Source organism: Pseudomonas sp. 01L34 (assembly GCF_056400265.1).
The window spans coordinates 89,380-114,917 of the sequence record NZ_JBFTSX010000003.1 but is presented as its reverse complement, the minus strand read 5'-3'; the positions used below and the strand labels follow the sequence as shown (position 1 = coordinate 114,917).

Annotated in this window: 23 protein-coding genes; 12 read left to right on the top strand and 11 right to left on the bottom strand. The window is 59.1% G+C overall.

Annotation, left to right across the window (positions count from 1 at the left end; genetic code table 11):
• The first annotated feature begins 8 nt into the window (after positions 1-8).
• From dnaN to gyrB, 3 genes are read left to right on the top strand one after another with little or no spacing between them, the layout of a single operon-like run.
• The gene (gene dnaN / locus AC1DQM_RS09055; RefSeq protein WP_007903001.1) at positions 9-1,112 is read left to right on the top strand and encodes a DNA polymerase III subunit beta; all 1,104 of its coding nucleotides are present in this window, start codon (positions 9-11) and stop codon (positions 1,110-1,112) included.
• A gap of 20 nt (positions 1,113-1,132) precedes the next feature.
• Positions 1,133-2,236 carry a DNA replication/repair protein RecF gene (gene recF / locus AC1DQM_RS09050; protein ID WP_018927321.1) on the top strand — a complete coding sequence of 368 codons (1,104 nt, stop codon included), beginning with the start codon at positions 1,133-1,135 and terminating at the stop codon, positions 2,234-2,236.
• Between the two features lie 5 nt (positions 2,237-2,241).
• Positions 2,242-4,659 carry a DNA topoisomerase (ATP-hydrolyzing) subunit B gene (gyrB, locus tag AC1DQM_RS09045; RefSeq protein WP_007934319.1) on the top strand — a complete coding sequence of 806 codons (2,418 nt, stop codon included), beginning with the start codon at positions 2,242-2,244 and terminating at the stop codon, positions 4,657-4,659.
• Positions 4,660-4,782: 123 nt separating this feature from the next.
• Here gyrB and AC1DQM_RS09040 read toward each other — a convergent pair whose 3' ends face one another.
• Entirely contained in the window at positions 4,783-5,580 is a 798-nt protein-coding gene (locus AC1DQM_RS09040; protein WP_477746046.1) for an AraC family transcriptional regulator, read from the bottom strand.
• 158 nt (positions 5,581-5,738) lie between these two features.
• Here AC1DQM_RS09040 and AC1DQM_RS09035 point away from each other — a divergent pair, with 158 nt between their 5' ends.
• Positions 5,739-6,638: an EamA family transporter gene (locus AC1DQM_RS09035; protein ID WP_477746045.1), complete on the top strand. Its 900-nt coding sequence runs from the start codon at positions 5,739-5,741 to the stop codon at positions 6,636-6,638.
• 123 nt (positions 6,639-6,761) lie between these two features.
• Here the strand turns inward: AC1DQM_RS09035 and AC1DQM_RS09030 are convergent, their stop codons facing one another.
• Positions 6,762-7,481, bottom strand: coding sequence for a response regulator transcription factor (locus AC1DQM_RS09030; RefSeq protein WP_436275131.1), 720 nt, complete (start codon positions 7,479-7,481; stop codon positions 6,762-6,764).
• Positions 7,482-7,717: 236 nt separating this feature from the next.
• On the opposite strand from AC1DQM_RS09030, the gene AC1DQM_RS09025 reads away from it, so the two are divergent.
• From AC1DQM_RS09025 to AC1DQM_RS09015, 3 genes are all read left to right on the top strand, one after another.
• On the top strand, positions 7,718-7,921 hold the full coding sequence (locus AC1DQM_RS09025; protein WP_172901216.1) for a hypothetical protein: 204 nt from the start codon (positions 7,718-7,720) through the stop codon (positions 7,919-7,921).
• Positions 7,922-8,263: 342 nt separating this feature from the next.
• On the top strand, positions 8,264-9,250 hold the full coding sequence (locus tag AC1DQM_RS09020; protein WP_372240837.1) for a FecR family protein: 987 nt from the start codon (positions 8,264-8,266) through the stop codon (positions 9,248-9,250).
• Between the two features lie 18 nt (positions 9,251-9,268).
• A complete protein-coding gene (locus tag AC1DQM_RS09015; RefSeq protein ID WP_477746044.1) occupies positions 9,269-11,581 on the top strand; it encodes a CHASE2 domain-containing protein in 2,313 nt (770 codons plus the stop codon).
• 182 nt (positions 11,582-11,763) lie between these two features.
• Here the strand turns inward: AC1DQM_RS09015 and AC1DQM_RS09010 are convergent, their stop codons facing one another.
• From AC1DQM_RS09010 to glyQ, 4 genes are all read right to left on the bottom strand, one after another.
• Entirely contained in the window at positions 11,764-12,543 is a 780-nt protein-coding gene (locus AC1DQM_RS09010) for a lysophospholipid acyltransferase family protein (protein ID WP_018927315.1), read from the bottom strand.
• Positions 12,544-12,624: 81 nt separating this feature from the next.
• Entirely contained in the window at positions 12,625-13,164 is a 540-nt protein-coding gene (gene gmhB, locus AC1DQM_RS09005) for a D-glycero-beta-D-manno-heptose 1,7-bisphosphate 7-phosphatase (protein ID WP_167331188.1), read from the bottom strand.
• A gap of 4 nt (positions 13,165-13,168) precedes the next feature.
• Positions 13,169-15,223: a glycine--tRNA ligase subunit beta gene (gene glyS / locus AC1DQM_RS09000; protein ID WP_477746043.1), complete on the bottom strand. Its 2,055-nt coding sequence runs from the start codon at positions 15,221-15,223 to the stop codon at positions 13,169-13,171.
• A complete protein-coding gene (gene glyQ, locus AC1DQM_RS08995) occupies positions 15,220-16,173 on the bottom strand; it encodes a glycine--tRNA ligase subunit alpha (protein ID WP_003213601.1) in 954 nt (317 codons plus the stop codon). The genes glyS and glyQ overlap by 4 nt, the downstream gene beginning before the upstream one ends.
• Before the next feature lie 81 nt (positions 16,174-16,254).
• Between glyQ and tag the strand changes: the two genes are divergently transcribed.
• Both tag and AC1DQM_RS08985 read left to right on the top strand, forming a co-directional pair.
• Entirely contained in the window at positions 16,255-16,812 is a 558-nt protein-coding gene (tag, locus tag AC1DQM_RS08990; protein ID WP_019580331.1) for a DNA-3-methyladenine glycosylase I, read from the top strand.
• A gap of 40 nt (positions 16,813-16,852) precedes the next feature.
• Positions 16,853-17,740 (top strand): lysophospholipid acyltransferase, encoded by an 888-nt coding sequence (locus tag AC1DQM_RS08985; RefSeq protein ID WP_019580330.1) that lies wholly within the window; start codon positions 16,853-16,855, stop codon positions 17,738-17,740.
• A gap of 60 nt (positions 17,741-17,800) precedes the next feature.
• Here AC1DQM_RS08985 and AC1DQM_RS08980 read toward each other — a convergent pair whose 3' ends face one another.
• From AC1DQM_RS08980 to def, 5 genes are all read right to left on the bottom strand, one after another.
• Positions 17,801-18,115, bottom strand: coding sequence for a tetratricopeptide repeat protein (locus AC1DQM_RS08980; RefSeq protein WP_018927310.1), 315 nt, complete (start codon positions 18,113-18,115; stop codon positions 17,801-17,803).
• Between the two features lie 142 nt (positions 18,116-18,257).
• Positions 18,258-19,631, bottom strand: coding sequence for a Trk system potassium transporter TrkA (trkA, locus tag AC1DQM_RS08975; RefSeq protein ID WP_018927309.1), 1,374 nt, complete (start codon positions 19,629-19,631; stop codon positions 18,258-18,260).
• 22 nt (positions 19,632-19,653) lie between these two features.
• Positions 19,654-20,964 carry a 16S rRNA (cytosine(967)-C(5))-methyltransferase RsmB gene (gene rsmB / locus AC1DQM_RS08970; protein WP_019580328.1) on the bottom strand — a complete coding sequence of 437 codons (1,311 nt, stop codon included), beginning with the start codon at positions 20,962-20,964 and terminating at the stop codon, positions 19,654-19,656.
• Positions 20,961-21,920 carry a methionyl-tRNA formyltransferase gene (gene fmt / locus AC1DQM_RS08965; RefSeq protein WP_018927307.1) on the bottom strand — a complete coding sequence of 320 codons (960 nt, stop codon included), beginning with the start codon at positions 21,918-21,920 and terminating at the stop codon, positions 20,961-20,963. The genes rsmB and fmt overlap by 4 nt, the downstream gene beginning before the upstream one ends.
• A gap of 70 nt (positions 21,921-21,990) precedes the next feature.
• The gene (def, locus tag AC1DQM_RS08960; RefSeq protein ID WP_007941507.1) at positions 21,991-22,497 is read right to left on the bottom strand and encodes a peptide deformylase; all 507 of its coding nucleotides are present in this window, start codon (positions 22,495-22,497) and stop codon (positions 21,991-21,993) included.
• Positions 22,498-22,666: 169 nt separating this feature from the next.
• On the opposite strand from def, the gene AC1DQM_RS08955 reads away from it, so the two are divergent.
• From AC1DQM_RS08955 to tsaC, 3 genes are all read left to right on the top strand, one after another.
• On the top strand, positions 22,667-23,692 hold the full coding sequence (locus AC1DQM_RS08955; protein ID WP_477746042.1) for a LysM peptidoglycan-binding domain-containing protein: 1,026 nt from the start codon (positions 22,667-22,669) through the stop codon (positions 23,690-23,692).
• Positions 23,693-23,772: 80 nt separating this feature from the next.
• The gene (gene dprA / locus AC1DQM_RS08950) at positions 23,773-24,879 is read left to right on the top strand and encodes a DNA-processing protein DprA (RefSeq protein ID WP_477746041.1); all 1,107 of its coding nucleotides are present in this window, start codon (positions 23,773-23,775) and stop codon (positions 24,877-24,879) included.
• Positions 24,880-24,934: 55 nt separating this feature from the next.
• Positions 24,935-25,492 (top strand): L-threonylcarbamoyladenylate synthase type 1 TsaC, encoded by a 558-nt coding sequence (gene tsaC / locus AC1DQM_RS08945; RefSeq protein WP_477746040.1) that lies wholly within the window; start codon positions 24,935-24,937, stop codon positions 25,490-25,492.
• The last annotated feature ends 46 nt before the right edge of the window (positions 25,493-25,538 follow it).

Genomic DNA, 25,538 nt, shown 5'->3' with positions numbered 1-25,538 from the left:
ACTAGACCATGCATTTCACCATTCAACGCGAAGCCCTGTTGAAACCCCTGCAACTGGTCGCAGGCGTCGTCGAGCGCCGACAGACCTTGCCGGTGCTTTCCAACGTGCTGCTGGTTGTCGAAGGCCAGCAACTGTCGCTGACCGGTACCGACCTGGAAGTCGAGCTGGTCGGTCGTGTGCAACTCGAAGAGCCTGCAGACCCGGGTTCCATCACTGTGCCTGCGCGCAAGCTGATGGACATCTGCAAGAGCCTGCCAAACGACGCGCTGATCGACATCAAGGTCGATGAGCAGAAGCTCGTGGTGAAGGCCGGCCGTAGCCGCTTCACCCTGTCGACCCTGCCGGCCAACGACTTCCCGACGGTGGAAGAAGGCCCGGGTTCGCTGACCTGCAGCCTTGAGCAAAGCAAACTGCGTCGCCTGATCGAACGCACCAGCTTCGCCATGGCGCAGCAGGACGTGCGTTATTACCTCAACGGCATGCTGCTGGAAGTCTCGGCCGGGATCATCCGCGCCGTGGCGACCGACGGTCACCGTCTGGCCATGTGCTCGATGCAGGCCGATATCGGTCAGCCGGATCGTCATCAGGTCATCGTGCCACGCAAAGGTATCCTGGAACTGGCACGTCTGCTGACCGAACCGGACGGCAACGTCAGCATCGTGCTGGGCCAGCACCACATCCGTGCTACCACCGGCGAGTTCACCTTCACCTCGAAACTGGTCGACGGTAAATTCCCTGACTACGAGCGTGTTCTGCCTAAAGGTGGCGACAAGCTGGTACTCGGCGATCGCCAGGCCCTGCGTGAAGCGTTCAGCCGTACCGCGATTCTGTCCAACGAGAAGTACCGCGGCATCCGTCTGCAGCTGGCCAACGGTCAGCTGAAGATCCAGGCGAACAACCCGGAGCAAGAGGAAGCGGAAGAAGAAGTGGGCGTTGAGTACAACGGCGGCTCTCTGGAAATCGGCTTCAACGTGAGCTATCTGCTCGACGTATTGGGCGTGATGACCACCGAGCAGGTTCGCCTGATCCTGTCCGACTCCAACAGCAGTGCGCTGGTGCAAGAGTCCGACAACGACGACTCGGCTTACGTTGTCATGCCGATGCGTCTGTAATCATGCTCAGCAGAAGCTAGATGTCCTTAAGTCGCGTCTCGGTCACCGCGGTGCGCAATCTGCACCCGGTGACCTTCTCCCCCTCCCCCCGAATCAACATTCTTTACGGCGCCAACGGCAGCGGCAAAACCAGTGTTCTGGAAGCCATTCATCTGCTGGGGCTTGCCCGTTCGTTTCGTAGCACCCGCCTGTTGCCGGTTATTCAGTACGAACAATTGGCGTGCACAGTATTTGGCCAGGTCGAATTGGCCGAGGGTGGGCACAGCGCATTGGGGATATCTCGCGATCGTCAGGGAGAGTTCCAGATCCGTATCGACGGGCAGAACGCCCGTAGTGCGGCACAACTGGCGGAGATCCTGCCGCTGCAGTTGATCAACCCGGACAGCTTCCGCCTGCTGGAAGGCGCGCCGAAGATTCGCCGGCAGTTTCTCGACTGGGGTGTGTTCCACGTGGAACCGCGATTCATGTCTACGTGGCAGCGCTTGCAGAAGGCCTTGCGCCAGAGAAACTCTTGGCTGCGGCATGGTACACTTGACGCCGTTTCGCAAGCGGTTTGGGACAGGGAACTGTGCCAGGCCAGTGATGAAATAGATGAATACCGCCGCGCTTACATCAAAGCCTTGAAACCAGTCTTTGAACAGACCTTGAGCGAACTGGTTGAGCTTGAGGGCTTGACGCTCAGCTATTACCGAGGCTGGGACAAAGACCGTGAGTTGAGTGCAGTGCTCGCTGGATCCCTTCAGCGGGATCAGCAAATGGGTCATACCCAGGCCGGACCACAACGGGCTGATTTGCGTCTCCGATTAGGCGCACATAACGCCGCGGACATTTTGTCCCGTGGTCAGCAGAAGTTGGTGGTCTGTGCATTGCGGATTGCCCAAGGGCACTTGGTCAGCCAGGCCCGACGCGGCCAGTGTATTTATCTGGTGGATGACCTGCCGTCCGAACTGGACGAGCACCACCGTCGCGCGCTTTGCCGCTTGCTGGAAGACTTACGCTGCCAGGTTTTTATCACCTGTGTAGATCACGAATTATTGAGGGAAGGCTGGCAGACGGAAACGCCAGTCGCTTTGTTCCACGTGGAACAGGGCCGTATCACCCAGACCCACGACCATCGGGAGTGAAGGCATTGAGCGAAGAAAATACGTACGACTCAACGAGCATTAAAGTGCTGAAAGGCCTGGATGCCGTACGCAAACGTCCCGGTATGTACATTGGTGACACCGACGATGGCAGCGGTCTGCACCACATGGTGTTCGAGGTGGTCGATAACTCGATCGACGAAGCTTTGGCCGGCCACTGCGACGACATCAGCATCATCATCCACCCGGATGAATCCATCACTGTTCGCGACAACGGTCGTGGCATCCCGGTAGACGTGCACAAAGAAGAAGGCGTTTCGGCGGCCGAGGTCATCATGACCGTGCTGCACGCCGGCGGTAAGTTTGACGACAACTCCTACAAGGTTTCCGGTGGTCTGCACGGTGTAGGTGTATCGGTGGTTAACGCCCTGTCCGAAGAACTGGTCCTGACCGTTCGCCGCAGCGGCAAGATCTGGGAACAGACGTACGTCCACGGTGTTCCGCAAGAACCGATGAAAATCGTTGGCGACAGCGAATCCACCGGTACCCAGATTCACTTCAAGCCTTCGGCTGACACCTTCAAGAACATCCACTTCAGCTGGGACATCCTGGCCAAGCGGATTCGCGAACTGTCCTTCCTCAACTCCGGTGTCGGCATCGTCCTCAAGGATGAGCGCAGCGGCAAGGAAGAGTTGTTCAAGTACGAAGGTGGTCTGCGTGCATTCGTTGAATACCTGAACACCAACAAGACTGCGGTCAACCAGGTGTTCCACTTCAACATCCAGCGTGAAGACGGCATCGGCGTGGAAATCGCCCTGCAGTGGAACGACAGCTTCAACGAGAACCTGTTGTGCTTCACCAACAACATTCCACAGCGCGATGGCGGTACTCACCTGGTGGGTTTCCGTTCGGCACTGACGCGTAACCTGAACACCTACATCGAAGCTGAAGGCCTGGCGAAGAAGCACAAAGTCGCCACCACCGGTGACGATGCCCGCGAAGGCCTGACGGCGATCATTTCGGTGAAAGTGCCGGATCCGAAGTTCAGCTCCCAGACCAAAGACAAGCTGGTGTCTTCCGAAGTGAAGACCGCGGTCGAACAGGAAATGGGCAAGTACTTCTCCGACTTCCTGTTGGAAAACCCGAACGAAGCCAAGCTGGTCGTCGGCAAGATGATCGACGCGGCGCGTGCTCGTGAAGCGGCGCGTAAAGCCCGTGAGATGACCCGTCGTAAAGGCGCGCTGGACATCGCCGGCCTGCCGGGCAAACTGGCGGACTGCCAGGAAAAAGACCCTGCCCTTTCCGAACTGTACCTCGTGGAAGGTGACTCTGCTGGCGGCTCCGCCAAGCAGGGACGTAACCGCAAGACCCAGGCCATCCTGCCATTGAAGGGCAAGATCCTGAACGTCGAGAAGGCGCGCTTCGACAAGATGATCTCTTCGCAAGAAGTGGGCACCTTGATCACCGCGCTAGGCTGCGGCATCGGTCGCGACGAGTACAACATCGACAAGCTGCGTTATCACAACATCATCATCATGACCGATGCTGACGTCGACGGTTCGCACATCCGTACCCTGCTGCTGACCTTCTTCTTCCGTCAGCTGCCGGAGCTGATCGAGCGTGGCTACATCTACATCGCTCAGCCGCCGCTGTACAAAGTGAAGAAAGGCAAGCAAGAGCAATACATCAAAGACGACGACGCCATGGAAGAGTACATGACGCAGTCGGCCCTGGAAGATGCGAGCCTGCACCTGAACGAAGAAGCCCCGGGTATCTCCGGTGAAGCTCTCGAGCGTCTGGTGAATGACTTCCGTCTGGTGATGAAGACCCTCAAGCGCCTGTCGCGCCTGTACCCGCAGGAACTGACCGAGCACTTCATCTACCTGCCAGCCGTGAGCATGGAGCAACTGTCCGATCACGCAGCGATGCAGGATTGGCTGGCTCAGTACGAAGTTCGCCTGCGCACCGTCGAGAAGTCCGGCCTGGTCTACAAGGCCAGCCTGCGCGAAGACCGTGAACGTAACGTCTGGCTGCCAGAGGTCGAACTGATCTCCCACGGCCTGTCGAACTACGTCACCTTCAACCGCGACTTCTTCGGCAGCAACGATTACAAGACCGTCGTTTCCCTTGGCGCTCAACTGAGCACCCTGTTGGACGATGGCGCTTATATCCAGCGTGGCGAACGCAAGAAAGCCGTCACCGAATTCAAGGAAGCCCTTGAATGGTTGATGGCCGAAAGCACCAAGCGTCATACCATCCAGCGATACAAAGGTCTGGGTGAGATGAACCCTGATCAGCTGTGGGAAACCACCATGGATCCGGGCTCGCGCCGCATGCTCAAAGTGACCATCGAAGACGCCATCGGCGCCGACCAGATCTTCAACACCCTGATGGGTGATGCGGTCGAACCTCGCCGTGACTTCATCGAAAGCAACGCCTTGGCGGTGTCCAACCTGGACTTCTGATCCGGCTGGACCGCTACAACGAAAAAGGCCAACGCTTAGCGTTGGCCTTTTTTATTGCGCGTGTCCCGTCCTGAATAAGGTTTACACCTGTTTCAGGACTAGACACCCTTCTTGATCAATCGCTCAGAACATCGATGCGCCTTTGGACTTGGCCAGATAACGCCCCGGTGAATCCCCTAGGTTGCGCCGAAATACCGAGGTAAATGCGCTTGGGCTGCTGTAACCCAGATCCATCGCCACTTCGGTGATAGATGAACCATTGCTCAGTCTGGACGTGGCTTCGAGTAGACAGACTTGCTGTCTCCAGAAGACAAAACTCATGCCAGTCGCTTCCCGAAAACTTCGCGTGAACGTTCGCCGGCTCATGTTCGACCAGCTGGCCATTTCACTGATGGAGATATTCTGCGTGGGGGCATCCAGGAATCGATGGCACGAAACGGCCAGTCGAGGTTCCGAAGGCAATGGTGCGCTCAATGGAAGCTCCGACATGGTGCCGATTTCATCCACCAGCAGCGTCTGTACGGACTGGCTACGGATACTAGGCGCTTGCTCCGGGTCGATGGCCAGCGCTGCTTCCAACAGATGCCTCAGCAACGGCGAAACATCGTAGACCTGGCAATGCTCCGGCAAACCGGCGCGGATGGAGGCAGCCTCATTGAGGTAAGTATTGATCATGGTCACGTCGCCGCGCATATGCATTTCATGCGACACGCACGCGGGAACCCAAAGCGCTCTTTGAGGCGGGACAACCCAATTCCCCTGATCGGTGAACATCTTCAACGCGCCCGTCGAGGCGTACGCAAACTGACCACGACTGTGCGTATGCCGCGCAAAAACAGTACCCGAAGAATACTTGCTCAGGTTCACCACAGCATCGGGGCTTCCATGCTCGTAGGGATCCAGTGTTGGATTGATCGACATGGCCCGATTTTGACAAAAATAGACCTGCTATAGCAAGCAGGCCAAAATTTTGGACCATAGAATCGCATCTCCAAAAATGCCTGATGCAGAAACGGTTCGCATTGAACTGATTGGAATGCGGCATACCGCGGTGTACCGCTTAACGTGAGGCTAGGGATATGCAGAAAAAACATATGGTTCTGGCGATACTCGTCACCTTAGTGTGGGGAGTGAACTTTCCAATCACCAAGCTGGGTTTACGCTCGATCGATCCCTTTGTGTTAACCGGAATACGCTTTGCACTCGCCGCCATACCCTTGGTGTTCTTCATAAAGCGCCCCACCATCAAGTTCAGCTATGTTGTCGCCTACGGCTTCATTTTCGGATTGGGTATGTGGGGCGTAATCAACTATGGCATCCAGGTCGGTGTCAGCCCCGGTATTGCTTCGCTGATCATCCAGCTCAGCGTGTTCTTCACCATGGGTTGGGGAGCGTTATTATTTAAAGAGAAGCTACGTAGGGCTCAGCTTATCGGGGCACTGCTGGCATTGGTCGGGTTGGCGGGCATCATTTCTACCCAGCAAGGAGAGCACGCAATACTTGGGGTACTGCTGATAGTGTTGAGTGCAGTCGCCTGGAGCGTCGGCAACGTAATTATCAAGACATCCAGTGTCAAAGAGATCTTTTCATTTATGGTCTGGGCCAGTCTGTTTCCACCCATCCCACTCTTCTTCATCGCCTGGCTCATGCAAGGTGCCGCGCCCTTTGAGAATCTGCAAAGCAGTCTCGACCTGACAGCTGTGCTATCGATTATTTTCCAGGTTTATCTGGCCACACACTTTGCTTATTGGGGATGGAACTCGCTGTTGAAGCTTTATCCTGTTTCAACAGTGGCACCGCTATCGTTGCTGATTCCGGTATTCGGCATCGGTAGTTCGATGCTGATTATCGGCGAACACATCTCAACACTGAACTTGATCTCAATTGCGATCATCATTATGGGATTGGCAGTCGGCCTCTATCGCAAGTCCGCCGACACAATCCATGCCGCCCCCAGAGCCAGGTTGCGCTCGGACTAAGGCGGTCGTGCCAGAACATTGATCAATTGAAATCTACATGGGCGGGGTATTGATTTCCCGCGCAGAACTACCGTAATGGACACTACCAACGCTCAGCGTTGGACGTTTTTATTGTTCGTCGAATCATTCGCTAGCGGTGGCTACGCTCTCAAGCCGATACCCATACCCGTAAATCGTCAGCAGTTGCCAACCGCGATCAGCCGTCAGCCCCAGTTTGTTGCGCAGGCGATAAATATGAGTATCCAGGGGCCGGGAGGACACGATTTCTTCATGGGTCCAAAAGCGCTCATACAAGTATTCACGGGACAAAGGTCGTCCCAGATTGGCGAACAGGCAGCGGGCGAGACGGTATTCCCGTTCGGTCAGGCTGATGGGGGTGCAGGCACGGGTAACAGTGAGTTCGGCGTCGTCGAATTCGAGGTCATTGAATGTGAGTATTTCGGTGGCTGCCGCGCGTTGCAGTCCATGCCGACGAAGCACGGCGCTCACCCGAGCCATCAGCTCGTTGGGACGAAACGGTTTGCTCACGTAATCGTCGGCTCCGGCGTTCAAGGCCTGGACGATATCGCTTTCGGTATCGCGACTGGTGAGCATGATCGCGGCCGGTGGTGAGTCCATGTGTTCCCGGGTCCAGCGCAACAACGACAGACCGCTGATGTCGGGCAATTGCCAGTCGAGGATCAGCAGATCGAAAGTTTCCCGGCGAAGTTGCCGTAACAGGTCCTCTCCCCGCTCGAAACTGTGCAACGTCCACGTCTGCTCCCCCGTGACGGGGATCTGTCGCAGTGTCTGTTCCACCCGGCGGAGTTCGGCGGGTTCGTCATCCAGTATTGCGACACGCATGCCGAGTGCTTCCTTCATCTCGTAAGTGCAACGGTTAAGAAAATTCCTGCGGGAGTTTAGGCTGATTGGTTGAATCTGAACAATTGTGGCGAATTGCTGTGAACTTCCCAAGTGTGGATACGCTGATATCACTTAGCCGGTAGGCGATGAATTATCGGCAGAATGCTCCAGAGGGACTGTGGGAAAAGATGCGTCTAAAGATTATCTTTAACGGGTTTACAAGATTAACAGCGTTGATGTTGGCCGCGGGTCTCGGATTGGGATGCACCACGGTCCAGTCAATATCTGTCATCGAGCAGAATGTTGCACCGCGTTACTTCGGCCCGGCAGAGACGAACACGGTGATGGGCGACTCGCCAGGCTTTGCCCCGGTGCACTCCGCACAGGTGGAAGCCGCCCAGCTCGACATTCGTTCGGCGCAACAACGTTGGGTGTTTTAGGCGCCTTCAGTCAATTCTGAACAAATATTGAGAATGACCGCGCAAGGTCGCTTATGCCGGTAAATTTGTTTTCGCTGAGCGGCACAGGGGCATTGGGATGTGCTCCGACGCAGGGAGCGTCAATGCCAAACTGCAGGACCGTCGATCGCCGGTTTTCGGCGGGTCTGCAGTTCAGGGGAAAAACATATGGAGTGCCTGCTCGGTTCCGACACAGGGATGTGTCATTTCCTTTCCTTTGCACCCATGGCTATCTGCCAGAGCATCCGGTCAGGTATCGTGCGTCAGCGCGGGCGTTTCCCGGCATGATTTGTATAAGAGCATAAAAGCCAATCCATGAACCTCATGACCTTATTGCTCCCACGCCGTTCTGGCGTTTGTCTTTTACTGGTTGCCGGGTTGATGGAATTGTTCACCCAGAGTGCATCGGCGGCTGCCGCCTCGGCAAAACGTCTGCCTTATATCGATGATAATCAACAATGTCGCGGCCAACCGCTGCCCGCGACTGTCGAACATCTGACTGGCGAAGCCTGGAAGCTGGATGCCAAAGGTAAACAGACACCACTGCAGGAAGGCATGCCGATCGACGAGCAGGAAGGCATCAAGACCTCGCCCTCGGCGTTTGTCAGCCTTTCCCTGGGTGATGGCTCGCGGGTAGTGCTGCCTTCCAGCTCCCAGATCACGCTACACCTCAATGAAGAACATTCGATCCCTCAGGTTATCCTCGAGCAGGGCCAGGTCGAGTCGTATGTGATCAAGCGTGCCAGCGACCATGATCGTTTTCAGATCGTCACGCCGGTCGGTGTACTGGGCGTACGGGGTACGCACTTCCGGGTGCGCAACGATGATGGTGGCCAGGCATTACTGGAAGTGCTGAACGGGCAAGTGGCGGTCAATCGTGATGAGGAACTGTCGCGCCCCCGCTCTGCCCGCTCCACTGCCAAACGGACTCAGGGCCCTGAGGATGATGAAGTCCAGGTCATGGCCCGTCAGGGTTTGCGTATTCAGAAACAAGGCACGTTGACGCCAATCGACTTGTTACCTGCCCCACGTTTGTTGGGGCAGGCCGGTCAAACGGGTAATGTGCCTGTCTGGCAATTGATCATGAAGCCCATCGAAGGCGCCACGCGTTATCGGGCGCAAGTGGCCACCGACGCGGCTTTTCTGGACATCAAGCAAGAGCAGTTTTCCAGCACGCCCGAGGTCAAATTCAGCGGGCTGAAAGCGCTGTTCTACCATGTTCGCCTGTCGGCGTATGACGCTCAGGGGTTAGAAGGAGAGACCGGGGTGTATGACATTTTCTATTACCCCAGGACCACGCGTGTCCAATAGCGCCCTGGCCGACGACCGATGAAGGGCCACCCAAGGAAGGACGGCCGCGAGCCGACCCAGGCTCAGCGGCTGTTTCGGCGAATGGTCCGCGAGTGGCTGTGGGTCAGCCTGATCCTGTTGCCGCTGACGGCAGTGCTGTCCATGACCCATGGCCTGGTCTTGAGCAATCTGCTGTACGACAACCTGCGTCGGCTGAGCCCGCTGCCGGTGGACCCACGAATACTCATCGTCACGATCGATGACTACAGTTTGCAGCAGCTAGGCAAATGGCCTTGGTCGCGGGCCATGCACGCGCAGTTGCTTGATCGGCTAGGCGCTGCGAACGCCAAAGGCATTCTGTTCGACGTGATTTTCAGCGAGCCCGATAGCCATCCCGGCAACGATCAGCTTCTGGCCCAGGCGGCCTGCCGTGCCGGAAATGTCTTCGTGCCGTTGCTGCGTGAAGGCGTGGCGCGTTATGGACAGCCTTTGGGGGAAATTGAACCGGTGGCGCCACTGAGCCATTGCGTCAAAGGCATCGGGCACATCAATGCCCAAGCGGATGCCGACGGGATCGTTCGCAGTGTGTATTTAAGCGAAGGACCGGCACAACAAACACGCGCGCAACTGGCCTGGCTGCTGTACGAACAGACCCTTGCCGACAAGGAGAATGTACCGATGCCCGGGACCCCGGCCCTGCCGTCGACGCAAGGCTGGCAGCGAGCCCACAAAATACGGATTCCTTTCATCCGTTCCGATGCGGGTTTTCCCAGTGTGCCCTACGTCAGCGTCTTGCGCGGTGAAGTCCCGCCCGAATTGCTGCGCGATCGCTTGATCCTGATCGGCTCCACCGCTCCAGGTTTGGGGGACCGTTACGTGACGCCGCAATCGGCGAGCATGGGCACCACCCCGGGCATCGAAATTCAGGCAAATATCCTCAATGGGCTGCTGCAACAGCGCAACATTGTGGCTCTCGATGAACGTTTGGCGGCGTTGTTATCGGTGGTGATTGTCGGTGAGTTGCTGGGCCTGATGTTGGTGCGTCCGCGTCGCGCGTTATGGCTGACCCTGGGGGCAATGGCGGTCGCGCTGCTGGGTTCGAGCCTGCTGTTGCGTCTTGGCTGGTGGTGGTCACCGGCCGCGAGTCTGCTGGGTATGCTGTTGGGTTACCTGATCTGGAATTGGCGAAGGCTGAATGCGGTGCTCGCCTATTTCGGCTGGGAACTGGCGCGTCTGGACAGCGAGCCGAAAGTGTTTCCCGAACGCCGCCGGACCCAGGCCCCGGCTGGCGATGTGCTGCAAGGGCAAATCGTCGCGCTGGAACAGGCCATGAGCCGGACACGTGACACCCGGCGTTTCATTGCCGATGGCCTTGAGTACTTGCCGGTGGCGACGCTGATCAGCGATCCGAACGGGCGCATTCTGTTGGCCAACCGTAAGGCTCGGGAGATATTTTCCAGCAGCCTGGTGGGCGAGGAGATGCTCGAGCAACTGAGCGAGTTGGGTTACCCGGTGCCGTCCGATGGAACGCTGCCGGCGTTGTCGACCCTGGAGCTGCTGGAGTTTCGTGACACTCAGGCACGCAGCCTGCGTCTGGACCTGGCGCCGCTGTTGCCGGCCGAGGGCGACTCGGTGATTGGCTGGTTACTGAGCCTCACTGACTTGAGCGTCGAACGGGACGCCGAGGAGCAGCGGGCCGTGTTGCTGCGTTTTCTGTCTCATGACCTGAGGGCCCCCCACTCGGCGATTCTGGCTTTGCTCGACGTTCAGCGGCATGAGGTGTCTGGCGACACTCAAGTGTTCAGTCAGATCGAGTTACAAGTGCGCAAGGCGCTGAACCTGACCGAGGCCTTTGTGCAGTTGGCAAAGGCTGAATCCGAGGCCTATCAGTTTCAGCCGAGCATGTTCGCGATGTTGCTGCTCGATACCTTCGACCAGGCCTCGAGCATCGCTCATCTGAAGAACATTCAGTTGCTGCATGACCTCGACGAAGATGCTGAAGCGCTGGTCCTGGCCGATCAGTCGTTACTGACACGGGCACTGTTCAACCTGCTGGAAAACGCCATCAAGTACAGTCCGGCGGGTTCGCGGATCACCGTGCGGGTGAGTTGTACCGAGGGTTGGTTAACGTGCGAGATCGCCGACCAGGGCCGAGGGATTGCCGTCGAAGAGCTTCCCGAGCTGTTCAGTCAGTATCGACGCTTTGCATCGGCTCACGGCAGTGACGGCCTGGGGCTGGGGTTGTCCATGGTCAAGGCGGTGGTGGATCGTCACGGCGGGCGGATTTCCTGTCATAGCGTGGTAGGACAAGGCACGACGTTCAGTGTCCAGCTACCCCTTTTGAGCGAGTGAGCCTGATCATTTTTACAGGCATAAAAAAACCGGCTATATCAGCCGGTTTTTTTACGTCCGAAAAAAACTTATGCACGTTTTCCGAAGTTTTATTTGCTTAAGAAATATGTATGAAAATCAAAAGCTTAAAAACTAAATACAGCGATTTTCAACAAAACGGTACACAGGTTATCCACAGAACTTCAGACAGTCACTTGGTCGGTCGCACTCGGTGCTGCCGGGGCTGCTGGCAGCGAACCCATTTCGCGCTGCATCTGTTCGTTCCAGGCCTGCACCCGGTCATTCAGGTCGGCGATGGCCCGTGGCCCGCTACCCTCGGCGTACATCGGGGCGCCGATGATCACGGTGATCACGCCCTGCTTTTTGGCCCAACCGGTTTTTGGCCAGAACTTGCCGGCATTGTGTGCAATTGGCAGCACGGGCAATGACGCATTGACGGCCAACGCGGTGCCGCCTCGGGAGAACTTGCCGATGGTGCCGTAGGGAACGCGAGTCCCCTCCGGGAAAATCAGCACCCAGACATTGTCCTTGAGCAGTTCATCGCCCTTCTTCGCTACATGCTTGAGCGCGGCTTTCGGGTTGTCGCGGTCGATGGCGATCGGCCGCAGCATGGCCATGGCCCAGCCGAAGAACGGCACGTAGAGCAGTTCGCGCTTGAGCACCTGGCTCAACGGTTCGAAGTAGGCCGAGAGAAAGAACGTCTCCCAGGTGCTCTGGTGGTTCGACTGAATCACGCAGGGCTGTTCAGGCACATTCTCGGCGCCCTTCACTTCGTAGCGAATACCCAGAAAGACTTTGCTCAGCCACAAGGCGCAGCGGCACCAGTACACGTTGATAAAGCGATAACGCGCCTTGAACGGCAGAAACGGCGCGATAAAAAAGCTCAGGGTGCACCAGAGTAACGAACTGGTGCCCAGCAGCAGGTAAAAGAGGAAAGTTCTGATGGCCTGCAGTATCGACATGGCGACATTTACCGTTGCGGGCACTGCCCGCCTATTCAAGCGCACTCCCGATCAGTCCTTGGCCAGGATGTCAGAAGAGCCTTAGTTGTGGATAAGTTCTGCGGCAATCGCCGCCAGATCGTCAAAAATCAAGGTGCCTGCCGGTAGGGTCTTGCCCTGAGTCTTTTCGCCTTTCCCGGTCTTTACCAAAACTGGCTGACAGTCGACGGCTTTGGCGGCCTCCAGGTCACCGAGAGTATCGCCGACGAACCATAGATTCGTCAGCGAAACGTTGTAATGCGCGGCGATGGTTTTCAACATCCCGGGTTTTGGCTTGCGGCAATCGCAGCCATCGTCTGGCCCGTGCGGGCAATAGACGATCAGACCGACTTCGCCGCCCTGCTCTGCCACCAACTCGCGCAAGCGGGCGTGCATGGTCTCCAGGGTGGCGATGTCGTAATAGCCGCGAGCGATGCCCGACTGGTTGGTGGCGACCGCCACCGTCCAGCCGGCCTTGCTCAACTGCGCGATCGCTTCGATCGAACCGGGGAGTGGAATCCACTCCTCCACCGACTTGATGTACGCGTCGGAGTCGTAATTGATCACCCCGTCCCGATCGAGAATCAGCAGTTTCAACAGCAGCTCCTCAGCCCAGCAACGAAATGTCGGCGACGCCGAGGAACAACCCACGCAGACGCGCCAGCAGCGCATAGCGGTTGGCTCGCACCTTGGCGTCTTCGGCGTTGACCATCACGGCTTCGAAGAACGCATCCACTGGTTCGCGCAATGCGGCCAGACGCGCCAGCGATTCGCTGTACTGACGGGCAGCGGCCATTGGCTGCACAGCCTGGTCTGCCTGCTGGATCGCCGAATACAGCGAGAACTCGTTGGCGTTGTCGAAGTACTTGGCTTCAACGACCGTCGGCACGGAGCCTTCGACTTTGCTCAGCAGGTTCGACACGCGCTTGTTCACGGCGGCCAGGGCAGCGGCTTCCGGCAATTTGCGGAACGCTTCTACCGCTTGTACACGCTGGTCGAAGTCCAGGGCCGAACCCGGCTTCAGGGCACGTACCGACAGGTAGGTCGCGACGTCCACGCCTTCGTCTTCGTAACGGGCACGCAGACGGTCGAAGATGAACTCCAGCACGGCATCATTAAGGCCGGCAGCCTTGACCTTGGCACCGAACGCATTCACGGCGAAGGCCACGGCGTCGTTCAGGTCGAGGTCAAGCTTCTTGTCGATCAGGATCCGCAACACACCCAGCGCGGCGCGGCGCAGGGCATACGGGTCTTTGCTGCCGGTCGGCAGCATGCCGATACCGAAAATGCCCACCAGGGTGTCGAGCTTGTCGGCAATGGCCACGGCCGCACCGGTCAGGGTGGTCGGCAGTTCAGCGCCGGCACCGCGCGGCATGTACTGCTCGTTCAGCGCCAGGGCGACGTCTTCCGGCTCGCCGTCGTTGAGGGCGTAGTAGTAACCGGCGACACCTTGCATCTCCGGGAACTCACCGACCATTTCGGTCGCCAGGTCGCACTTGGACAGCAGGCCGGCACGCGCCGCCCAGGAAGCGTTACCGCCGATGCGAGCGGCAATGTAGGCCGCCAGTTTCGACACGCGCTCGGCTTTGTCGTAGACGCTGCCGAGTTTTTCCTGGAACACCACGTTCTGCAGACGCAGATTGAATTCTTCGAGTTTTTGCTTCTTGTCTTGCTTGAAGAAGAACTCGGCGTCGGTCAGGCGTGGGCGAACCACTTTCTCGTTACCGGCGATGATCTGCTGTGGATCCTTGCTTTCGATGTTGGCCACGGTAATGAAACGAGGCAGCAACTTGCCGTCGGCATCCAGCAGGCAGAAGTACTTCTGATTGTCCTGCATGGTGGTGATCAGCGCTTCTTGCGGCACGTCGAGGAAACGTTCTTCGAACGAGCACACCAGCGGCACCGGCCATTCAACCAGCGCGGTCACTTCGTCGAGCAGGGCTTGCGGAACGATCGCCGTACCTTCCTGCATGGTCGCCAGTTCATTGGTGCGCTTGCTGATCAGCTCGCGACGCTCGTTGGCATCGGCCAGTACATAAGCAGCACGCAGATCGTTCAGGTAGTTGGCCGGCGAGGTGATGCGCACGCTTTCAGGGTGGTGGAAGCGGTGACCACGGGAATCGCGGCCGGCCTTCTGGGCGAGGATGGTGCAGTCGATGACGTGGTCACCGAGCAGCATCACCAACCATTGGGTCGGACGAACGAATTCTTCCTTGCGAGCACCCCAGCGCATGCGCTTGGGGATCGGCAGGTCGTTCAGGGAATCTTCGACGATGGTCGGCATCAGGCTCGCGGTCGGCTTTCCGGCGATGCTTTGGCTGTAGCGCAGCTTCGGGCCGCTCTGATCGATTTCGCGCAGCTCGACGCCGCACTTCTTGGCGAAGCCCAGGGCCGCTTGAGTCGGGTTGCCTTCGGCATCGAACGCAGCCTGACGTGGCGGGCCGTCGAGGTTGATGCTGCGATCAGGCTGCTGGGTCGCCAGCGCGGTAATCAGCACGGCCAGACGACGCGGCGCGGCGTAGACGGTTTTGCTCTCGTAGTTCAGGCCAGCGGCTTGCAGGCCTTTGTCGATACCGGCCAGGAATGCCTCGGCCAGGGTGTTCAGGGCTTTGGGTGGCAGTTCTTCGGTGCCCAGTTCAACCAGAAAATCTTGAGCACTCATTGTGCAGCCTCCAGCTTGGCCAGTACTTCATCACGCAGGTCCGGGGTCGCCATCGGGAAGCCGAGCTTGGCGCGAGCCAGCAGATAGGCTTGCGCGACGGAACGCGCCAGGGTGCGTACACGCAGAATGTATTGCTGACGCGCGGTCACCGAGATCGCCCGGCGCGCATCCAGCAGGTTGAAGGTGTGGGAAGCCTTCAACACCATTTCGTAGCTCGGCAACGGCAGCGGCTGGTCGAGTTCGATCAGGCGCTTGGCTTCGCTTTCATAGAAGTCGAACAGTTCGAACAGCTTCTCGACGTTGGCGTGTTCGAAGTTGTAGGTCGACTGCTCCACTTCGTTCTGGTGGAACACGTCGCCGTAGGTCACCTTGCCGAACGGACCGTCAGCCCAGACCAGGTCGTAGACCGAGTCCACGCCTTGCAGGTACATGGCCAGACGCTCCAGACCGTAAGTGATCTCGCCCGTCACCGGGTAGCACTCGATGCCGCCCGCTTGCTGGAAGTAAGTGAACTGAGTCACTTCCATGCCGTTGAGCCAGACTTCCCAGCCCAGACCCCAGGCGCCCAGCGTTGGCGACTCCCAGTTGTCTTCGACGAAACGGATGTCATGCACCAGCGGGTCCAGACCCACGTGCTTGAGGGAGCCCAGGTACAGTTCCTGGAAGTTGTCCGGGTTCGGCTTCAGCACTACCTGGAACTGATAGTAGTGCTGCAGACGGTTCGGGTTTTCACCGTAGCGGCCGTCAGTCGGGCGACGACTGGGCTGCACATAAGCGGCGTTCCAGGTTTCCGGGCCAATGGCGCGCAGGAACGTGGCAGTGTGGAAAGTGCCGGCGCCTACTTCCATATCGTAGGGCTGAAGTACCACACAACCTTGCTCGGCCCAGTATTGCTGGAGGGCGAGGATCAAGTCTTGGAAGGTACGCACGGCTGGCGTAGGCTGGCTCACGAAATTCACCTGTTTCTTGGGCTGCGATTTAAAGAGCGGGAGTATACCCGATTCGGTCCTGCGCACGCCCCCTGGAGCCTTATGCCACGCTGCTTTTGGTGTACCGAAGATCCGCTGTACATGGCTTATCACGATCAGGAGTGGGGCACGCCGCTACGCGATGCGCAGGGATTGTTCGAGTTGCTTTTGCTCGAAGGGTTCCAGGCCGGGCTTTCCTGGATCACTGTATTGCGCAAGCGAGAGCGTTATCGCGAGGTGCTGTTCGGCTTCGACGTGCAGCGCGTGGCGCAGATGAGCGATGCGGAAATCGATGAACTGATGCTCGATCCGGGGATCATTCGCAATCGTCTCAAACTCAACGCAGCCCGGCGCAATGCCCAGGCCTGGCTGGAGCTGGAAGACCCGGTGGCGTTTCTCTGGTCGTTCGTCGGCGGCACGCCGGTGATCAATCATTTCAAGGATCGCAGTGAAGTCCCGGCGGTGACACCGGCCGCCATCGAAATGAGTAAAGGCCTGAAAAAAGCCGGCTTCACGTTCGTCGGCCCGACCATTTGTTACGCGCTGATGCAGGCTTCAGGCATGGTCATGGACCACACCCTGGATTGCGATCGCTACGCCACGTTGGCGAACGGCGGTTAGAATAGCCGCCTCGCGCACAGCACAAGATCAGGAGTGACCTGTGGATAAGTTTAAAGGCGCCTTGCTGGTAGGCGCTCTGCGGCTGTTTGCCCTACTGCCATGGCGGGCAGTGCAGGCGGTGGGTTCGGCGATTGGCTGGATCATGTGGAAAACCCCCAACCGTTCCCGCGACGTGGTACGGATCAACCTCGCCAAGTGCTTTCCGCAGATGGACCCGGCCGAGCGTGAGCGTCTGGTGGGTCAAAGCCTGAAAGACATCGGCAAGTCTCTGACTGAAAGCGCCTGCGCGTGGATCTGGCCGGCCCAGCGTTCCATTGAACTGGTGCGCGAAGTCGAAGGTCTCGACGTTTTGAAAGAGGCGTTGGCGTCCGGTAAAGGCGTGGTTGGCATTACCAGCCACCTGGGCAACTGGGAAGTGTTGAACCACTTCTATTGCAGCCAGTGCAAACCGATCATTTTCTACCGCCCGCCAAAACTGAAGGCGGTGGATGAGTTGCTGCGCAAGCAGCGGGTGCAATTGGGTAACCGGGTGGCGGCTTCCACCAAGGAAGGCATCCTCAGCGTGATCAAGGAAGTGCGCAAGGGGGGCGCGGTAGGCATTCCGGCTGACCCGGAACCGGCCGAATCCGCCGGGATCTTCGTGCCGTTCTTCGCCACTCAGGCCCTGACCAGCAAATTCGTGCCGAACATGCTCGCCGGTGGCAAAGCGGTCGGCGTGTTCCTGCATGCCCTGCGGCTGCCGGACGGTTCGGGTTACAAAGTGATCCTCGAAGCCGCGCCAGAGGCCATGTACAGCACCGATACCGAAACCTCCTGCGCGGCCATGAGCCAGGTAGTCGAGCGCTACGTGCGGGCTTATCCGAGCCAGTACATGTGGAGCATGAAGCGCTTCAAGAAGCGTCCACCGGGCGAAGCACGCTGGTATTGACGCTGCTGTGGATAACTCAGCAGGCTGCGTTCTATTGATCTTGGCCTGCGTTACCGCTGATCAGTGCGCCTGTCGCTCAAGCTTTTTCAGAAACACCGTCATCTCTTTCTCCGCCTGCTTGTCGCCATGGGCGCGGGCGGCTTCCAGGCCCTGTTCCCAGGCCTGCCGCGCCGCCGCGTAATCCGCCAGCGCCAGATGGGCCTTGCCCAAGAGCTTCCAGGCTGCCGAATACTTCGGATCGAACTCGACGCAGCGCTGGAAATGCTCTGCGGCCTTGGCGTTTTCCCCAAGATCCAGATAACCCTTGCCCAGGCCGAAGCGCAGCAATGAGTTATCCACACCCTTGGCGAGCATTTTTTCCAGGGATTCGATCATTGGGTGGCACCTCTGGTTTTTTGGGGGAGTTCGAAATCGCCTTCGCGGGCAAGCCTCGCTCCTACACGGTTCAGTCGTTCGCATAATAGCTGGACGGCTCAAACCTGTAGGAGCGAGGCTTGCCCGCGAAGAGGCCTTCGGATCAGAAGAAGCTCAACCCCACATGGAACAGCTTCTCCACATCCCGAATATGCTTCTTATCCACAAGGAACAGAATCACATGGTCGCCGGTTTCGATCACGGTGTCGTCGTGGGCGATGATCACTTCTTCATCGCGGATGATCGCGCCGATGGTGGTGCCCGGTGGCAGGCCGATGTTTTCGATGGCCTTGCCGATCACTTTGCTCGACTTCGCATCGCCGTGGGCAATCGCCTCGATGGCTTCCGCCGCGCCCCTGCGCAGTGAGTGCACGCTGACAATGTCCCCGCGCCGGACGTGGGCCAGCAAGGTGCCGATGGTCGCCAGTTGCGGACTGATGGCGATGTCGATGTCGCCGCCCTGGATCAGGTCGACGTAGGCCGGGTTGTTGATGATCGTCATCACCTTCTTCGCGCCCAGGCGCTTGGCCAGCAGCGAAGACATGATATTGGCTTCATCATCGTTGGTCAGGGCGAGGAAAATATCGGCGTCGGCGATGTTCTCTTCCAGCAACAGATCACGGTCTGAAGCACTGCCCTGCAACACCACGGTGCTGTCGAGGTTGTCCGAGAGGTAGCGGCAGCGGGCCGGGTTCATCTCGATGATCTTCACCTGGTAACGGCTTTCGATGGCCTCGGCCAGGCGTTCACCGATCTGCCCGCCACCGGCGATGACGATGCGTTTGTAGCTTTCATCGAGGCGGCGCATTTCGCTCATCACTGCGCGAATGTTCGCTTTGGCGGCGATGAAAAACACTTCGTCGTCAGCCTCGATCACCGTATCGCCTTGGGGCAGGATCGGCCGGTCACGACGGAAAATCGCCGCGACGCGGGTTTCGACATTCGGCATGTGTTCGCGTAACTGGCGCAATTGCTGGCCCACCAGCGGCCCGCCGTAGTACGCCTTGACCGCTACCAGCTGCGCTTTGCCTTCGGCGAAGTCGATCACCTGCAATGCGCCCGGATGCTGGATCAGGCGCTTGATGTAATTGGTGACTACTTGCTCCGGACTGATCAGCACGTCGACCGGAATCGCTTCGTTGTCGAACAGTTCGGCACGGGTCAGGTACGCGGCTTCGCGGACCCGGGCGATCTTGGTGGGGGTGTGGAACAGGGTGTGGGCGACCTGACAGGCGACCATGTTGGTTTCGTCACTGTTGGTCACGGCCACCAGCATGTCAGCGTCGTCGGCACCAGCCTGCCGCAGTACGGTTGGCAGCGAACCGCGACCCTGCACGGTGCGGATGTCCAGCCGATCGCCAAGGTCGCGCAGGCGTTCGCCATCGGTGTCGACCACGGTGATGTCGTTGGCCTCGCTGGCCAAGTGTTCTGCCAGCGAACCGCCGACCTGCCCTGCGCCGAGGATGATGATCTTCATCCAGTCACTCCCTTAAACCCGGTTAACCGCGCGCGGCGGCAATCTTGATCAGCTTGGCGTAGTAGAACCCGTCGTGGCCGCCTTCCTGGGCCAGCAACTGGCGACCATGGGGCTGCTTGATGCCGGCGGCCGTGGCGAGGTCCAGTTCACGGGCGCCTGGCGTGCGGGCGAGGAACGCTTCGATGACTTCGGTGTTTTCGGTCGGCAGCGTGGAACAGGTGGCGTAAAGCAGAATGCCGCCCACCTCCAGAGTTATCCACATGGCGTCGAGCAGTTCGCCCTGAAGCACCGCCAGTGCGGCGATGTCGTCGGGTTGGCGGGTCAGTTTGATATCCGGGTGACGGCGGATCACCCCGGTGGCCGAGCATGGCGCGTCGAGCAGAATGCGCTGGAACGGCTTGCCGTCCCACCAGGTGGCGGTATCGCGACCGTCGGCGGCGATCAGTTCGGCACTCAGACCCAGGCGTGCGAGGTTTTCCCGCACCCGCACCAGACGCTTGGCTTCCAGATCCACAGCCACCACGCCGGCCAGTTTGGGCTCGGCCTCAAGGATGTGGCAGGTCTTGCCGCCCGGTGCGCAGCAGGCGTCCAGCACCCGTTGGCCCGGCGCGAGGTCCAGCAGATCGGCGGCCAATTGAGCGGCTTCGTCCTGCACGCTGATCCAGCCTTCGGCGAAACCCGGCAGGCTGCGCACGTCGGCAGCAGCATCGAGAATGATGCCGTCGCGACTATAAATGCAGGGCTTGGCGGCCACGCCAGCGTCACTCAGCAAGCCAAGGTAAGCGTCGCGAGTGTGATGACGACGGTTGACCCGCAGAATCATCGGCGGATGTGCGTTGTTCGCTGCGCAAATGGCTTCCCATTGTTCAGGCCAGAAGGCCTTGAGGGATTTTTGCAGCCAGCGCGGGTGGGCGGTGCGCACCACCGGGTCGCGTTCCAGCTCGGCCAGCAGCGCTTCGCTTTCCCGTTGGGCGCGGCGCAGTACGGCGTTGAGCAAGGCTTTGGCCCACGGCTTTTTCAGTTTATCGGCGCAACCGACGGTTTCGCCGATGGCGGCGTGAGCCGGGACGCGGGTATAGAGCAGTTGATAAAGCCCAACCAGCAACAGCGCCTCGACATCGGCATCAGCCGCCTTGAACGGCTTTTGCAGCAGCTTGGCCGCCAACGCCGACAAACGCGGCTGCCAGCGAGCCGTGCCGAACGCCAGGTCCTGGGTGAAGCCGCGATCGCGGTCTTCGACCTTGTCCATTTGTGTCGGCAGAGAACTGTTGAGTGAGGCTTTTCCGTTAAGGACTGCAGCAAGTGCCTTGGCGGCGGCCAGACGTGGGTTCATTGAGCGTCTGCCGTTTGACCGAGGACGGTGCCGACGGCGAATTTCTCACGACGGCTGTTGAACAAGTCGCTGAAGTTCAGTGCCTTGCCGCCGGGTAATTGCAGACGGGTCAGGCACAGCGCCTGTTCACCGCAGGCGACGATCAAGCCGTCCTTGCTGGCGCTGAGGATTTTCCCCGGTGCGCCCTGCCCTTCGGCCAGGCTTGCGGCCAACACTTTCAGCGCTTCGCCGTTCAGCGTGCTGTGGCAGATCGGCCATGGATTGAAGGCGCGGACCAGACGCTCCAGCTCAACCGCCGGGCGGTTCCAGTCGATGCGCGCTTCGTCCTTGTTCAATTTGTGTGCATAGGTGGCGAGGCTGTCGTCCTGCACTTCGCCTTCCAGTGTGCCCGCAGCCAGGCCGGCAATCGCCTGGATCACGGCCGGTGGGCCCATTTCTGCGAGGCGATCGTGGAGGCTGCCGCCGGTGTCTTCGGCGCTGATCGGCGTGGTGACCTTGAGCAGCATCGGTCCAGTATCGAGGCCGGCTTCCATGCGCATCACGGTCACGCCGCTTTCGCTGTCGCCCGCTTCAACGGCACGCTGGATCGGCGCCGCACCGCGCCAGCGTGGCAGCAAGGAGGCGTGACTATTGATGCAACCCAGGCGCGGAATATCCAGCACCACTTGCGGCAGGATCAGGCCGTAGGCGACCACCACCATCAAATCCGGTTTCAGCGCGGCCAGTTCCGCCTGAGCGTCTTCGTTGCGCAGGGTTGGCGGTTGCAACACCGGGATGTTGTGCTCCAGAGCCAATTGCTTGACCGGGCTTGGCATCAGCTTCTGTCCACGGCCCGCCGGACGGTCCGGTTGGGTGTAGACCGCAACGATCTCGTAAGGACTGCCCAGCAGGGCCTTGAGGTGTTCGGCGGCGAATTCCGGGGTGCCGGCAAAGACAATGCGCAGTGGCTCAGTCATGGAAGCTCTCAATTGCAAAGCATCTTGAAAAGAAAAAGGCTTGCCGCGGCAAGCCTTTGAAAGAAGGGCATCAAGCGTTCTGGCGGTGGAGCTTTTCCAGTTTCTTCTTGATCCGGTCGCGTTTGAGCGTGGACAGGTAATCGACGAACAACTTGCCGTTGAGGTGGTCGCATTCATGCTGGATGCACACGGCGAGCAGGCCTTCGGCGATCAGTTCGTAAGGCTGGCCGTCGCGGTCCAGGGCCTTGATCTTGACCTTTTGCGGGCGATCGACGTTTTCGTAGAAGCCCGGCACCGAGAGGCAGCCTTCCTGGTACTGACCCATCTCGTCGGTCAGGGTTTCGAACTCGGGGTTGATGAACACCCGCGGTTCGCTGCGGTCTTCGGAGAGGTCCATCACGACGATACGTTTGTGCACGTTGACCTGGGTAGCGGCGAGGCCGATGCCTGGCGCTTCATACATTGTTTCAAACATGTCATCGACCAACTGACGCACTTCGTCGTCCACTACGGCCACTGGTTTGGCGATAGTGCGCAGGCGCGAATCGGGGAATTCGAGGATGTCTAAAATGGCCATAAGCTTAATTGCTGCACGTGTGAGGTAAAGTCGGGTCGATGGCCTGGCGAGTCCGAAGATGCAGGCTACCGTTGTGAACGTAGCTTCCGGCTTTTCAATAATGAGCCGGAGGCGAGCCACGAGGGCTCTGGCGTTTCACGCGAACGTACATAATAAAGGGATTCACCGCATGAGGAAATCACTACTCGCCTTGCTCCTTCTGGCCTCGGCCGGTTTTGCGCATGGGCAAGTGCAACTCAGGGAAGGTTTTCCACAGCAATACACCGTGGTGGCAGGGGACACACTCTGGGACATTTCCGGCAAATACCTGCGTGAGCCGTGGCAGTGGCCGCAGCTTTGGCAAGCCAATCCACAGATTGAAAACCCCAATCTCATCTATCCCGGCGATACGCTGTCGCTGGTCTACGTCAACGGTCAGCCACGCCTGACCCTCAACCGAGGCGCTTCCCGGGGCACCATCAAGCTGTCGCCACGAGTCCGCAGTTCGCCGGTGGCCGACGCCATCCCGAGCATTCCGCTGAAGTCGATCAACAGTTTTCTGTTGAGCAATCGCATCGTCGACAAGCTCGAGGATTTCGACAAGGCGCCCTACATCGTTGCCGGAGATGCCGAACGGGTACTCAGCGGCACCGGCGATCGAATCTTCGCGCGTGGCCATTTCGACCCGGCGCAACCGGTCTACGGCATCTTTCGTCAGGGCAAGGTCTACACCGATCCGCAGAGCAAGGAGTTCCTGGGGATCAACGCCGACGACATCGGTGGCGGCGAGATCATTGCCACTGAAGGTGACGTCGCCACCCTGGCCCTGCAACGCACCACTCAGGAGGTGCGACTCGGCGACCGGTTGTTCAGCGGCGAAGAGCGCTCGATCAATTCGACCTTCATGCCCAGTGCGCCAAGCACCGACATCAATGGCCTGATCATCGATGTGCCGCGTGGGGTCACCCAGATTGGCGCGCTGGATGTCGTCACGCTGAACAAGGGGCAGCGCGATGGCCTGGCCGAGGGCAATGTGCTGGTGGTGATGAAAACCGGCGAAACCGTGCGCGACCGGATCACCGGTCAGCCCTTGAAAATCCCCGACGAACGGGCCGGCCTGCTGATGGTATTCCGCACCTACGACAAGCTCAGCTACGGGCTGGTGCTGAACGCATCGCGCTCCTTGGCGGTGATGGACAAGGTGCGAAATCCTTAAGCCTGCTCACAAGTTACCAACAGAGTTATCCACAGCTTATTCCCGATTCGACGGGACCTTATAACGATCAAGGATGATCCATGTCGCTGTCTGCCTGTACGTCCGTTTCCCCTGCGGAACTGGAAGCCCGTTTACGCCTGCACCTTTTGCCTGGACTCGGTCCGGCACGTTTCAAGAAGTTGCTGGAGGCTTTCGGTTCTGCCTCCAAAGCCATCAGCGCACCGGCCAGCGCCTGGCGCGCGTTGGGCCTGCCCCTCGCTTGTGCGGAGGCCCGGCGCTGCAGTGAAATTCGTGATGGTGCCAGCCACGCATTGGCCTGGCTAGAGCGTCCGGGCCAGCATTTACTGATGTGGGACCAACCTGACTACCCCGCGCTGCTGGCGCAAATCAGTGATGCACCGCCGCTATTATTCGTCGCGGGCGATCCGGGCATTCTGGAAAAACCGCAGTTGGCGATGGTCGGCAGCCGTCGCGCATCGCGACCGGGCATGGATACCGCCAGTGCGTTTTCCCGCAGTCTGGCCGGCGCCGGTTTTGTCATCACCAGCGGTCTGGCCCTGGGCATCGATGCCGCCGCGCATCAGGCGGCTCTGGACGTTGGCGGGCAAACGGTAGGGGTGCTTGGCACGGGACTTGAAAATTTTTATCCACAGCGCAATCGACGACTGGCGGACGCCATGATCGCCTCGGGAAGCGCGGTACTTTCGGAGTTCCCGCTGGACGCCGGGCCTTCCCCGGGCAACTTCCCCCGGCGCAATCGAATCATCAGCGGTTTGTCCCTTGGTGTGTTGGTGGTCGAGGCAAGTATTGCCAGCGGTTCATTGATTACCGCGAGGCTGGCGGCGGAACAGGGGCGTGAGGTGTATGCGATTCCAGGTTCGATTCACCACCCTGGCGCAAAGGGTTGCCATCAGTTGATCCGCGACGGTGCGGTGTTGGTGGAAACCATCGAACACATCCTTGAGGCCTTGCGCTGCTGGCAACGGCTGCCGTTATCCACAGAAAAGCCGCAAACGACGGTAACTCATCCACTGCTCATGTTGCTCCACGCGGCGCCTCATACCAGCGAAGCCCTGGCGGTCACCAGCGGCTGGGCCTTGTCGAAAGTGCTGGCAGCGCTGACGGAGCTGGAGATGGATGGCCGGGCGGTCTGTGAGAGCGGTCGATGGTTTGCGCGGGTAAACTAGGTTTTATAAGGAAGATCGGTAAACTGCGCAGAGCCTTATTCCGGAGAGTTTTTTCATGGTTAACAGTTGGCGTGTGCAACAAGCCGCACGAGAAATTCGCGCCGGGGCGGTCATTGCCTACCCAACGGAAGCCGTCTGGGGACTGGGTTGCGACCCGTGGAACGAAGAGGCGGTGGATCGTCTGCTGATGATCAAGGGCCGATCTGTGGATAAGGGCCTGATTCTGGTGGCCGACAATATTCGTCAGTTCGACTTCCTGTTCGAAGACTTCCCGGAGTTGTGGATGGACCGCATGGCCAGCACCTGGCCGGGCCCCAACACCTGGTTGGTGCCGCATCAGAATCTGTTGCCCCAGTGGATTACCGGTGTGCATGAAACGGTGGCGTTGCGGGTCAGCGACCACCCTCTGGTGCGGGACTTGTGTACGGTGGTCGGCCCGCTGGTGTCGACCTCGGCGAACCCTCAGGGCCGACCGGCGGCACGGACGCGGATTCGCGTGGAGCAGTATTTCCGGGGGCAGATTGATTATGTACTCGGTGGCAATCTGGGCGGGCGCAAGAATCCGAGTGTGATTCGCGATCTGGCGACGGGGCATGTGGTGCGCCCGGATTGAGACCGCGTCATCGTTCTTCGCGGGCAAGCCTCGCTCCTACAGGGGA

Bases quoted from the DNA above. Each gene is read 5' to 3' on its own strand.
- dnaN (WP_007903001.1), top strand. From the start codon at position 9: ATGCATTTCACCATTCAACGCGAAGCCCTGTTGAAACCCCTGCAACTG.
- recF (WP_018927321.1), top strand. From the start codon at position 1,133: ATGTCCTTAAGTCGCGTCTCGGTCACCGCGGTGCGCAATCTGCACCCG.
- AC1DQM_RS09040 (WP_477746046.1), bottom strand. From the start codon at position 5,580: ATGTCGATCAATCCAACACTGGATCCCTACGAGCATGGAAGCCCCGAT.
- AC1DQM_RS09035 (WP_477746045.1), top strand. From the start codon at position 5,739: ATGCAGAAAAAACATATGGTTCTGGCGATACTCGTCACCTTAGTGTGG.
- AC1DQM_RS09030 (WP_436275131.1), bottom strand. From the start codon at position 7,481: ATGCGTGTCGCAATACTGGATGACGAACCCGCCGAACTCCGCCGGGTG.
- AC1DQM_RS09025 (WP_172901216.1), top strand. From the start codon at position 7,718: ATGTTGGCCGCGGGTCTCGGATTGGGATGCACCACGGTCCAGTCAATA.
- AC1DQM_RS09020 (WP_372240837.1), top strand. From the start codon at position 8,264: ATGACCTTATTGCTCCCACGCCGTTCTGGCGTTTGTCTTTTACTGGTT.
- AC1DQM_RS09015 (WP_477746044.1), top strand. From the start codon at position 9,269: ATGAAGGGCCACCCAAGGAAGGACGGCCGCGAGCCGACCCAGGCTCAG.
- AC1DQM_RS09010 (WP_018927315.1), bottom strand. From the start codon at position 12,543: ATGTCGATACTGCAGGCCATCAGAACTTTCCTCTTTTACCTGCTGCTG.
- glyS (WP_477746043.1), bottom strand. From the start codon at position 15,223: ATGAGTGCTCAAGATTTTCTGGTTGAACTGGGCACCGAAGAACTGCCA.
- tag (WP_019580331.1), top strand. From the start codon at position 16,255: ATGCCACGCTGCTTTTGGTGTACCGAAGATCCGCTGTACATGGCTTAT.
- AC1DQM_RS08980 (WP_018927310.1), bottom strand. From the start codon at position 18,115: ATGATCGAATCCCTGGAAAAAATGCTCGCCAAGGGTGTGGATAACTCA.
- trkA (WP_018927309.1), bottom strand. From the start codon at position 19,631: ATGAAGATCATCATCCTCGGCGCAGGGCAGGTCGGCGGTTCGCTGGCA.
- rsmB (WP_019580328.1), bottom strand. From the start codon at position 20,964: ATGAACCCACGTCTGGCCGCCGCCAAGGCACTTGCTGCAGTCCTTAAC.
- fmt (WP_018927307.1), bottom strand. From the start codon at position 21,920: ATGACTGAGCCACTGCGCATTGTCTTTGCCGGCACCCCGGAATTCGCC.
- def (WP_007941507.1), bottom strand. From the start codon at position 22,497: ATGGCCATTTTAGACATCCTCGAATTCCCCGATTCGCGCCTGCGCACT.
- AC1DQM_RS08955 (WP_477746042.1), top strand. From the start codon at position 22,667: ATGAGGAAATCACTACTCGCCTTGCTCCTTCTGGCCTCGGCCGGTTTT.
- dprA (WP_477746041.1), top strand. From the start codon at position 23,773: ATGTCGCTGTCTGCCTGTACGTCCGTTTCCCCTGCGGAACTGGAAGCC.
- tsaC (WP_477746040.1), top strand. From the start codon at position 24,935: ATGGTTAACAGTTGGCGTGTGCAACAAGCCGCACGAGAAATTCGCGCC.